The 10,557-nt window shown below is 68.8% G+C and carries 11 protein-coding genes and 1 pseudogene; 6 read left to right on the forward strand and 6 right to left on the reverse strand.

Annotated features, from left to right (window positions below):
• Positions 1–332, forward strand: a 332-nt coding sequence (locus FREUN1FDRAFT_RS35705) for a hypothetical protein (RefSeq protein WP_006545272.1), incomplete at its 5' end; no start/stop codon positions are given.
• A 460-nt stretch (positions 333–792) separates the two neighbouring features.
• Positions 793–924 (forward strand): annotated as a pseudogene (locus FREUN1FDRAFT_RS42525) (DDE-type integrase/transposase/recombinase); the annotation flags it as partial.
• On the opposite strand, the gene FREUN1FDRAFT_RS47175 reads toward FREUN1FDRAFT_RS42525, so the two are convergent.
• From FREUN1FDRAFT_RS47175 to FREUN1FDRAFT_RS44635, 3 genes are all read right to left on the reverse strand, one after another.
• Positions 894–1,361, reverse strand: a complete 468-nt coding sequence (locus FREUN1FDRAFT_RS47175) for a DUF6444 domain-containing protein (RefSeq protein WP_369809852.1) — start codon at positions 1,359–1,361, stop codon at positions 894–896. The pseudogene FREUN1FDRAFT_RS42525 and the gene FREUN1FDRAFT_RS47175 overlap by 31 nt on opposite strands.
• Before the next feature lie 196 nt (positions 1,362–1,557).
• A complete protein-coding gene (locus FREUN1FDRAFT_RS47805) occupies positions 1,558–3,231 on the reverse strand; it encodes a bifunctional diguanylate cyclase/phosphodiesterase (protein ID WP_006545275.1) in 1,674 nt (557 codons plus the stop codon).
• A 383-nt stretch (positions 3,232–3,614) separates the two neighbouring features.
• On the reverse strand, positions 3,615–4,073 hold the full coding sequence (locus tag FREUN1FDRAFT_RS44635; RefSeq protein ID WP_006545276.1) for a response regulator transcription factor: 459 nt from the start codon (positions 4,071–4,073) through the stop codon (positions 3,615–3,617).
• 1,217 nt (positions 4,074–5,290) lie between these two features.
• Here FREUN1FDRAFT_RS44635 and FREUN1FDRAFT_RS35720 point away from each other — a divergent pair.
• The 3 genes from FREUN1FDRAFT_RS35720 (at position 5,291) to FREUN1FDRAFT_RS35730 (ending at position 7,056) form a co-directional block, all read left to right on the forward strand.
• On the forward strand, positions 5,291–5,707 hold the full coding sequence (locus tag FREUN1FDRAFT_RS35720) for a helix-turn-helix transcriptional regulator (protein ID WP_006545277.1): 417 nt from the start codon (positions 5,291–5,293) through the stop codon (positions 5,705–5,707).
• Positions 5,708–5,758: 51 nt separating this feature from the next.
• Positions 5,759–6,190: a VOC family protein gene (locus FREUN1FDRAFT_RS35725; protein ID WP_006545278.1), complete on the forward strand. Its 432-nt coding sequence runs from the start codon at positions 5,759–5,761 to the stop codon at positions 6,188–6,190.
• 140 nt (positions 6,191–6,330) lie between these two features.
• On the forward strand, positions 6,331–7,056 hold the full coding sequence (locus FREUN1FDRAFT_RS35730) for a maleylpyruvate isomerase family mycothiol-dependent enzyme (protein WP_006545279.1): 726 nt from the start codon (positions 6,331–6,333) through the stop codon (positions 7,054–7,056).
• 212 nt (positions 7,057–7,268) lie between these two features.
• On the opposite strand, the gene FREUN1FDRAFT_RS35735 is transcribed toward FREUN1FDRAFT_RS35730, so the two are convergent.
• Positions 7,269–8,120, reverse strand: coding sequence for a helix-turn-helix transcriptional regulator (locus FREUN1FDRAFT_RS35735; RefSeq protein WP_006545280.1), 852 nt, complete (start codon positions 8,118–8,120; stop codon positions 7,269–7,271).
• Between the two features lie 550 nt (positions 8,121–8,670).
• On the reverse strand, positions 8,671–9,420 hold the full coding sequence (locus tag FREUN1FDRAFT_RS35740) for an SDR family oxidoreductase (protein ID WP_006545281.1): 750 nt from the start codon (positions 9,418–9,420) through the stop codon (positions 8,671–8,673).
• A 140-nt stretch (positions 9,421–9,560) separates the two neighbouring features.
• On the opposite strand from FREUN1FDRAFT_RS35740, the gene FREUN1FDRAFT_RS35745 reads away from it, so the two are divergent.
• Complete coding sequence (locus tag FREUN1FDRAFT_RS35745) at positions 9,561–9,827, forward strand: hypothetical protein (protein WP_006545282.1); 267 nt, start codon at positions 9,561–9,563, stop codon at positions 9,825–9,827.
• Positions 9,828–9,996: 169 nt separating this feature from the next.
• On the opposite strand, the gene FREUN1FDRAFT_RS35750 is transcribed toward FREUN1FDRAFT_RS35745, so the two are convergent.
• Positions 9,997–10,371 carry a MerR family transcriptional regulator gene (locus FREUN1FDRAFT_RS35750; RefSeq protein WP_006545283.1) on the reverse strand — a complete coding sequence of 125 codons (375 nt, stop codon included), beginning with the start codon at positions 10,369–10,371 and terminating at the stop codon, positions 9,997–9,999.
• Positions 10,372–10,557 lie beyond the last annotated feature (186 nt).

A 10,557-nucleotide genomic window follows, 5' to 3' on the forward strand; every position in this document is an offset into this window, starting at 1 on the left:
ACACGACTCCGAGTACATCCGATGCGAAGCCGCAGGTCGGTGACGTCGCCCGCCTGGTCGTGGCCACGGCGCGGGGACAGCCGGAGCACGCGGGGGTTGCCCGCATCGTCCGTGTCTCCCCAGAAGGGAACTTCATCACGGTGGACGGCATGCTGCCGCACAGGGAGCCCGGCGAGCATTACATGGATTTCATCGCACCCGCCGCCTTCCGGAACGTCAACCAGTTCCTCGCCGCGACAAATGGGGAGGTGCTGCCTTCGACTCGCCTCTGCGAGCTGGAGCGGAAGCACATGATCCTTGCGGCTCGGGCCCAGCTGCACACAGTCCGGTGACGACCTCCCGAAGCGCCGCACTGGCAGTAGCCGACGCCCTGGGCTGCCGGCGAGGCCAAGCTAGACCCACTCCCGCGAAGACCGGCATGTCGAGCTCCACAGTCCCGGTTTCGCCGGGGCAGTAGCACGCTCAACCCGTCGGATGCTCTGCGTGAGACAGCGGGTGCCTAGGGTGTGGCGATGGCATGCGGCGGAGCATCCGCGGTGAAGGAAGGAGGCCGGACATGTCGGTGGCAGGCGAGGACCCGGCGGAGGCCGCCGTGAAGGGGCTGGCGGCTCCGGGCGCGGCTGGGTCGGCTCTCCCGGATGCGGTGCTCGAGGAGCTGGTCGCCGCGCTAGGGCTCGGGTCTGTCAACGCAACGACAGACAGCGCGACCCGCGCGGGTGGAACTGGCGTTGCGCCGCGGTTTGGATGTCGTTCCTGAGCGCCCGGCTGCAGCTCGATCGGCGGGCCGACCTGGCCAGCACTCGCCGCGACCAGGCGGCTGCCCGGCGATTCTTCGTTCGGGCGCTGACGCAGGGGCGCCGGCCGGTCGAGGTCACCACCGACAAGGCCCCGGTCTACCCGCGGTTCCTCGACGAGATCCTGCCCCTGGTCGGGTGGCCCGGGGGGATCGCACCCCCGGGCCACCCGACCAAGGTCGAACACCTTCCGGCGTTCAACCCGGGCCACCGGCCGACCCCCAGCGACGACCCACACCCCGAACACGGCCCCGCTTCGTGCCGCAGACGCACATCAGGATCGTCCAGCAGACACAGCGTCGCCCCGGGATGCCCCGGCTTCCCACCCTGGCGCCGGCCGGTCTTCTTCCGCGACGACTTCGGGGGAGGTTGCGCCAACCCGTCCGAACTCGGCGGCTTCCCCGAGTTCCGGGACGTCTTCGCGACCTGGGCCTCCAGCTCCGCGATCCGCGCCCGAGCCTGCTCCAACGCTGCCCGCAACTGCGCGATCAGGCCCGCCTGCTCCAGCACCAGCGCAGCGAGTCCGTCATACGACGGCACCGGTGGCGCGGGCGGATCCGGACACACCCGAACCCTACGACCCGATCAACCACACCATGCCAACACCCCGGACGTCGACCCATCAAGGAATCCCAGCCAACCGGGAACCAAAACAGACGATCTACACGACCTGACCGGTTACAGTCCGCCTACGTCGGTGTCCGAGAAACGGGCAGTACCTCACGTTATCTGGACAGACCCCCGGTCGGATGCCAGTCGGACGTCAAAGGTGCATCCAGGACTCGTGGACGACGCACCGTCCAGCTCCGCCTCGCTTCGCGGCGTACATGGCGATGTCGGAGGCGTTGAGCAGGCGGTCGGGGTCGGAGAGCTCCGCGCGGGAGATCGCCACACCGGCGCTCGCTGAGATGTGTACCGTCGCCTCCGCGAGTACTACGGGTTCGTTGATCGCCGCGAGTAGTCGCTGGCCGAGCCGCTGCACGGCCGCAGGCGATTCGACCCGTTCGCAGAGCACGGCGAACTCGTCCCCGGCGAGGCGGGCGACGAGGTCGCCGGGCCGCACCGCCGCCTGGAGCCGGTGGGCGATTTCGCGCAGCAGCTGGTCGCCGGCCTGGTGGCCGTGCGTGTCGTTGACGGTCTTAAAGCCGTCGAGATCGACGAAGACCACGCCCGTGCGGTGCTGCTCGAGGGCGCGGGTAAGCCGGTCGATCAGCCTGGAGCGGTTGGGTAGGCCGGTGAGGGCGTCGTGCGTTGAGCGGTGCCGGATCTCCCGTTCGGTAGCGAACCGCACCGCCGCCGAGCTCAGCACACTCGCGACCGCACCGAGGAATTTCTCGTCCCGGTCGCTGAACGGCTCCGCGCCCGGCCCCGGATGATGTAGGGCGACCACGGCGGTGTAGGCGCCGGGCCGGCCGACGGGCGCGGCCAGGGTCCGCCAGCCCTCCGACGTCTCCGCCGCCCGTGCGGTCATGCGGCCAGTGCGGATCACTGTGGACAGCAGGCTCTCGGCACTGCCGGCGGGCGGAGTCGGGCCGACGCCGACGGCGAGCTTCAGGTTGTGCGCCGTGCCCGCCGGGAGGTCGACCTCGTGGAACGTCGCCGCGGCGCCGAGCTGGTCGGCCAGCACGGTCGTGGCGCGCTGCCAGAGGTCAACCGGTTCGACCGTGACCAGTGCCTGCTCTGTCAGGCTGGCGAGTTGGGCCTGCTCGGCACGGGCCAGTTCCCGGTCGGTGACGTCGGTGCTGACCGCGGCAACCAACCGAACCTGGTCAGTCGCGTCGGTGAGGGGCACCGTGTGCACGTCGAAGTACCCCTCATACGCCGGGAGGAGCTTCGAGCCGGCCTCACCGGTGAAGGCGGCTTCGACCATCGAGATTGCTTCCTTGTAGTCCGCGAAAACCTCGGAGATGGGCCGCGTCGCGGCGTCGAGAATGTCGTCGGTTTCCTGCGGGGAGCGCCCACCCGTGCTGAACACTATGTGACCGGAGCGGTCGATCAGGCTCACCGACACCGGGCTGTGGTCCATGGCGAGCCGGAGGTAGTTGGCGATCTGCTCCCGGTCGGTCACGTCCTCCAGCCGGCACACCATGTGGGGCTGGTCGTCCCCGAACCGCTCCGTGAACTCGTGGGTGACCGTGGAGGCAACCTGAACATGGACGATCTCACCTGAAGGCCGGGCGAACCTCATCCGGAACTGCGGGAACCGCTCGCCGTAACCGCCGGGGCCGTGGCGGATGACCCTGCGCTCGTAGCGGGCGAACAGTTCACGGTCCGACTTGGGGACCAGGCACAGCCAGTGCCGGCCGAGCATCTCCTCCGGCTCACGGCCCAGGGTCTCGCACGCTGCCGCGCTGACATACTTGATGATGCCGCTGTGGGCACCCTTGATGACGACGCCGATTCGCAGCTCGTCGACGAGGCTCTCTCTGAAATCCACGATGATCTCTGACCTGCGCTCTCGGTCTCGTCATCCCCCAGTTGACGTGCGGCGCTACCCGGTTCCGGTCTACCCGTTCCGGACCGGCGGAACCCGAGGAGCCGAGGGAGCGACGCGCTGAGCGGCGTGGTCGCAAAATGGCTGCGGTACCGGCCCCTTCTTTCCATCTGGCCGCCACATCACCGTCGTCGGCGTCCCTTGGTCCACTACGGGTCTCCAGGCCGCAGTCAACGGAATCAGGCTCGCGGCTTCGGCTGCCCCTCAGCGCGCCCGTTCAACTTGTGTGGCGACGTGCTCGTCGTTCTTCGAGGCGGTCCAACAAGCGGGCCATGGCCGTCCTGGCCTCCTCGGGTTTGATGTAGTAGCCGCTTATTGGTCCGCGACTACCCCGAATGCACGGTCCTGGACCGTGGCGGAGCCAGGTCGGGCGGCTTCGGGTCATCGGTGATGAGTGTGCCGGCGGAACGGTGCCAGAGCAGGGCGAGCTGGGTGCGGTTGGCGCACTGGGTGGTGCGCATGACGTTGGTGACATGGTGCTTGACCGTGTGGACAGTCACGTCGAGAGTGTCTGCGATCTGCTGGTTGGAGTGTCCGGAGGCGACGAGTTCGATGACGTCGCGTTCGCGGTGGGAGAGGGCGGCGAGGGCGGTCGGGGCGGGTGTGCGGGGGAGGCGGGCGTGCAGGAGGTGGCCGATGTGGCGGGCGAGCAGGGCGATGACGTCGCGGTCGGCGCTGGTGAAGGTGCCGGGGCGGGGCGTGAGGACCAGCAGCAGGCCGGCCCGCCCGGCCGGGGTCATGATCGTGGCGACGATGTTGTCCTGCGTCCCGAGTTGCCGTAGCACGTGGTGAAGGCGACTGCGATCTCGATCAGTGAGTCCGCCGCTGGCGGGCAGTGCTCCCTTTGTGCTTCGGGGGAGGCGGGCGGATTCGTGTCGCAGGCCGCTGGCGATCACGGCCAGATCATCGTGAGACCGTTTCAGAAGCCTGACGCCGAGTCCTGACACAGCTACGCGATGCGAAACAGAGCTGGCGGACCGTTCGCCGGTGAGCAGCAGCGTGTTCCGGTATCCGAGATGGATAGCAATTCCACGTATCACCGCCAACCGCATGGTGGCGAGGTCTGCGGCAAGCGATCCGCTCTCGACGACCGACAGCACTCCCCATAGTTGGCTGGTACTCGCCCGACCAGCAGGACCGGCGGGGGCGATCCGTGCAAGCGAATGCGGCCGCCCAGTCGCAGGATGAGCAGCGACAGCCGGGCGCACGAACGCAATGTGGACCGCTACCGGCGGAATAGGCCTGTTGTCGACAGCGGATCCGGAGCGTGAACGGCCGTTTGGGGCGTTCATGGCATCGAAGCTCCCAGCTATAGAACGGGCTCCGCGTGAGGTGCCCCCGGTCCTGGACCGAGGCAGGATCAGGGTCCGTATGGCCTCGACAGGGTTCTGTCGAGGCCATACGGACCCCCTGTGGCATCGTGTCGCGCCCCCAGGCTGCTCCGATGCCGGCGCTATGATCGCTAGTCGCGGTGGAACTGTGAGACGAAGTTCCAGATCACGGTGTTGGCGTCGATGTCGTAGGTGTGACCGGCACCGAGCAGCGGCGGCGGGAGGTACGGGTCGCCGCCGGGCCATGATCCGCAGCGGTGGTTCCGGGGGGTGCCGCGACAGCGCCGTGGTCGGCTGTGGGGGAAACGACCTCGATCCGACGAGGTCAGCGCCCGGCTGCTGGGTGCGCAGCACCTGCCCCTGCAAGGTGCCATGAAGGCGAACCTTCTCCATGACCACCCGTCGTCCGGGGACGGGCGTCGGTGTGGGTGTGACCCGACCCGGCGTGCCTGAGCCGGCAGCGTCCCGGTGGTCGGGGGTAGGAGAGAGGACCTCGGAGGCGCACGTCCTGTTAGGCGGCGCGCCGGTACGCCTCGCCCACATCCTCGGAGTGGACGACCTGGAACCGCAGCCCGGGAAGGCCGGGACCACGGGCACCACACCCGGCCGGACCAGCGCGCCGGGCAGGAACGGCCCGGCACCTCGCCTCGAGTGAGCGATACTTCGGCGTTATGGTGCCGCGCTCTCGTCATCTGCTGCGGGCCAGGGACCTCGCCGACAGTCGGTACTTCGAGGCGGTCACCGTGGCCGACCTGGCGCGCGCCGCCGGGCTGTCGCCTGCCTATTTCGGCCGGGAGTTCCGGCGGGTCTTCGGCGAGTCGCCGCACCAGTACCTGCTCACCCGCCGGCTTGAACGCGCGGCGGCGCTTCTGCGCAACACGGACCGCACCGTGACTGACATCTGCTTCGAGGTGGGGCTCACCAGCGTCGGCTCGTTCGTGACCAGCTTCCGGCGGGCGCACGGCGTCTCGCCATTGGCCTACCGGGCGAGCTTCCCGCCGGCCCGCCGGCATATCCGCGTCCCTCTCTGCGTCGCTCGGGCCTACGGCCGACCAGCACACCGCACGTTTGGAGAAGCCGGCGGCTGACCCTGGCGCGTAGCGTCGCGCCCAACGCGCTGAGCGATCAGGGGAGCCAAGATGATCAGAATTGCCCATGCGCAGTTCTGGGTGCATGACCAGGACGAGGCGCTTGCGTTCTATACGAAGAAGCTCGGCTGGGAGGTGCGGTCGGACGTCTCCATGGCGGAGTGGTCGTTCCGATGGCTCATCGTCGGCCCACCTGGCCAGGCCGAGATCGGGCTCGTCCTGATGCCGGTGCCACGGCCCCCGATGTTCGACGCCGGCACGAGTGAGGCGCTCACCGACCTGGTCGCCAAGGGCGCCGGCGGCACGTTGTTCCTGGAGACCGACGACTGCCGGGCGGCGTACGACGACCTGCGCGCCAGAGGCGTCGTCTTCAACGACCCCCCAACGCCGCAGCCCTACGGCATCGACACGTCGTTCCGCGACCCCTCGGGCAACAACATCCGCCTCACCCAGGTCCTCGAGTTCTCCCCGGACCGCCGCTGAGGCGGGCCCGGCGCCGCGCGGGGAACCGACCCGGCGGCCGGCACCGTCCCCTTCCCGTCTCATGGTCGGGCCGCCACCCGCGCGGTCCGGCGCTTCTGCCATGCCCGTCCCCATGTGGGGCGCGAACGAAAGGTGCGCTGATGGCGGATGACACCAGCCTTTCACCACTCCTGTCGGACAGCTTCCTGACGTTGGCCGACCTGCTCGGCGCCCTCCCCGAGGAGCGGTGGGAGACACCGTCGCTCTGCGCGGGCTGGCGGGTTCGGGAGGTCGTCGCGCATCTGACAATGGCGGCGCGCTACTCCCCGGCGGAGTTGCGCGCCTGCGACTCCGACTTCTCGCGGTTGTCCAACCTGATCGCGGGCCGGGACGCCGCACTGCCCACCGCCGAACTCGTCGCGAACCTGCGCTCCGACGTCATGCGCCGCTGGATCCCGCCGGGCGGTGGTCACCTCGGCGCCCTGACCCACGTGGTGATCCACGGTCTCGATGTGACCGTGCCGCTCGGAGCACCGCGGTCGGCCTCGGACGAGGCGGCGATCGCCGTGCTCGACGGTCTCGCCGCAGGCGGTGGGTCGCGGCAGTACGGCGTCGACACCGCCGGACTCGCCCTGGCGGCCACCGACGTCGGTTGGACGTTCGGCGCCGGCGCGCCGCTGGTCGGCCCGGCCGGGGAGTTGGTGCTCGTGCTCAGGGCCGCACGCTGCCGAACCTTCGTCTCCCGGCCGAGCCGTCGGTTGGGTGAGGGCGACTCGGCCCACGACACGGGCGGGAGTGTCCGATCACCGCACACTCCGTCACCACCGAAAGTGAGCCAGAGCCTGATCAACGGCTGTGGCTCACTTTCGGTGGTAACGGAGTGTTAGCGTCGGCGGATGCGTGCTGCCGGTCAGCAAATCGGCCAAGCCGGGCAGTTCGGCGTCGATTCGAAGTCCCGGCGAGCCCCGGCGCGGGGCGCTCAAATCAGCGGATACAGGGCAAGGTGGGCGCCAAGCGTCTGCTCACGTTGAGTTACCACCGAATGTGCACCAGAGCCGTTGATCGGACACTCTCCGCAAACCGAAAGTGAGCCGGAGCCCTACGGAACAGTCCCCGGGGTGAGTTGCTGGTGCCCAATGACGGAGAGCAGTTCGAGCTTGCTGTGGCTCTCCGTGCCGGGGCGAGTGGTCAGCACCACCAGAGTCTGGGCGTGGTTCTCGGTGAACAGGACCTGGCCGTCGACATCGATGCGGCCGAGTTCGGGATGGAGGATGGTCTTGCAGTCGTCGTAGCGTCGGACGACCTCCTGCAGTTCCCACATGCGGACGAACTCGGGGCTGTGTTCCTGGAGTTCGGCGAGGATCCAGGCGGCTCGGGTGGTGTCGCTGCCGGCTTTCAGCACGGCCCGCAGGCGCGCTGCCTGGGCACGGCCGTGGCGTTCGTGGGTCTCCTCGGGATACGCCAGGCGCTCGGCGGGGTCCATGAACCAGCGGTAGTAGCCGCTGCGGGCCAAACCGGTGTGGCGGGTCTGGTCGCCGAGCAGCGCGACGGCCAACGGGTTCATCGCGAGGGTGTCGACCAGGTCGGTCTGCACCAGGGCCGGGCAGTCGTCCAGGCGGTCCAGGAGCCGCATCAGCGTCGGACTGACATGGTCAGAGCGCTGGAAGCGGGCCGGGGTGTTGTGGCCGATGAGGACGAAGAGATGGTCGCGTTCGTCCAGGGTCAGCCGCAGCGCGCGGGCGAGAGCCGTAGTGATCTGCACCGAGGGCTTCGGCGCACGCTGCTGTTCCAGCCGGGCGTAGTAGTCGGTGGACATGCCGGCGAGCTGCGCCACCTCCTCGCGGCGTAGCCCCTGCGTACGCCGGCGCGGCCCCTCAACCAGCCCGACGTCGCGGGGGCACAGCATCTCACGCCGGTGGCGCAGGAACTCCGCCAGTTCCTTCCTGTCCATACCGCCATCCTCGCCGCGTCGCGCCTTACTATCCAGAGACCGCCGATCCATGGATGTGTCCTCTCCCACCCGCTCCCACCCCCGCGAAGCCGCTCACACGGCCGACGCCGAGGGCGCTCGCGGCGAGACGACCCGATGGTCACTGACCTGCCTGACCGCTGGGAAATTCGCCGACCGTCGGCGGTGCGCCGAAGGCCGTCGGCAGGGAGGCCGGCCTGCGGCGACGGTGCCCGGCGACGATACCCAAAGCGTTGGACCGGCCCCGGGCCTCGTCGCTCGGCCCACCTGACACGACGATCTTCGTCGTGTCAGGTGGGCGCCCGCGCGCCCGTCGACGCTCAGCACGGAGCCGGGCGCCCCCACTCTGGCCGACCGGGGCGAAGCCGAAGGCGCTTCCTCACCGTTCCGCGTCTTCGGCGCGGACCTCCACGAAGCGGTCCAGCTCACGTTCGTCCACGATGTGGCCACACCTGGCCCGGCAGCGTGCTGTTTTTCGACGGCGCCTTCGTCGCCTTCGCCCATCTGTTTCGCGTCGGTCACGACAGGTCGATCAGATACTGCTTAGCATGGCCAGGACGTCGTCGTAGGAGCCGCTGGCCTCCGCGTCGCGGATGAACCTGGCGCGCTCGAGGACAAGTTCCTTCGCGTCAGGCTTCTCGCGCAGCAGGTCGAGGGTCTCGGTGAGGAAGTCGTCCAGCGGCATGGCGTGGTCGTCATCCTGCTGGCCCAGCAGGGTCGTGCGCACACCCGGCGGGACTACCTCGATCACCTGGACGCCGGCCTCCGCACCGGCGAGTTGGATGCGCAGGCTCTCGGAGAAAGAGTGCAGCGCCGCCTTGGTGGCGTTGTAGGTCGGGGTGACCGGGAACGGTACGAACGCCAGCGCAGAGGTGACGTTCATGACGACCGCATCGCCCTTGCCCACCAGCAGCGGCAGGAAGGCGTACGTCATCCTGATCGTTCCGAGCAGGTTGATCATGACGTGATCCTCGGCGATCGGGAGTCCGGCCGGGTCGAGGAGGTTTTCCCGCAGCATGATGCCGGCGTTGTTGACCAGGACGTTGAGCCCCGGGTGGCTCGCCGCCACGGTCTCACGGGCCCGGGCAATCGAGTCGGGGTCCGCGACATCGAGGACGAGCGCGTCGATGCCCGGGTGCTCGGCCATGATCTCGCCGAGGAGTTCCGTGCGCCGGCCGGCGACGACCACCTTGTTGCCGGCCTCGAAAAGACGCAGGGCCAGGCCGAGCCCGATGCCCGAGGTGCCGCCGGTGATCAGGATCGTGTTGCCGGTCATCTTCACAGGGGTCCCACTCCTTCGTTGCGGCGGGCCGGTTAGCGCACACAGCCTCGACCGTAGGGGCACCCGCGCAGGGGCGGCAGAGGAAGATTTATCCATGGATCGGCGGTCTCTGCCTGGTGGGGTGGCCCCACCCGGCAGATATGGACCACGTCGGATCGGCGCACGACGAGGCGGAGCTCGAGGTAGTAGCCGTCGCCGACCGCCTCCGCATGACGGTCTCGACCTCGAGAGCCTGCGAGACGCGGACCGTGTCGGTGACCGCGAGCGTCGGTGTCGCGCTGTCCGGCCCGGCGACGTGCACTCCCTACATGCTCCTGCGCGCCGCCGACGTCGGCGTGTACACGGCGGAGCGGCAGGGCCGGGGCCGCTGCCAACTGTTCGACGAGACCATGCTCGCGCAGACCTGACCGCCCCTTCGGAACGGGTGGGCGGCCGCGGTCGCCGCGTCAGGGTGTCGAGCCACCGATGGTCAGACACTCCCTCGTAGGGCAGCGCCGGCCGAGGCGACGCCCGTCGAGATCATCGGTCGGCGCATACAGCACACCGAACTGCTTTCGCCGGTGACCGGACGGCGGCTCAATCGCCAGTGGCGGCGGCGCGGTCCATCGCGTCGATGTAGCGGGTGAGAGCGTCGCGGTTCTGTTCGAGGAACGCGATACGTTCGATCATCTTGTCGCGCTGTTCGACGAGCATGGCTCGTAGCCCGGGATCAGGATCGTCGACGACGATCGCAGAAGTCTGCCCGAGACAGGGAAGTATCGCTCCGATGATGCGGGTGGGGATGCCGGCATCGAGCAGTCCGCGAATCTTGCGCACGCGATCAACGAGGTACTCGTCGTACTCACGGTATCCGTTGTCCAGGCGACGGGGCGTGACGAGCCCCTGCTCCTCGTAGTACCGCAGCATGCGCGGGGGCACATCGGTCTTCCTCGCCAGCTCGCCGATCCGCACGGAGATCCCTCTTATTGATGTCAATGTCTCCAGCGATGCTACGCGGGACGGGCTTGACCTTCACATGGGTGTGATAGTTGGACCATGGGGGCATGGCAGACCGCAAGATCATTCTTGGCATGGTGCTCACCGACGGGTACGGCAATCTTCCTGGCGCGTGGCGCGCGCCCCACGTCGACCCCGGCA

The sequence above is a fragment of the Parafrankia sp. EUN1f genome (assembly GCF_000177675.1).
Lineage (GTDB): Bacteria > Actinomycetota > Actinomycetes > Frankiales > Frankiaceae > Parafrankia.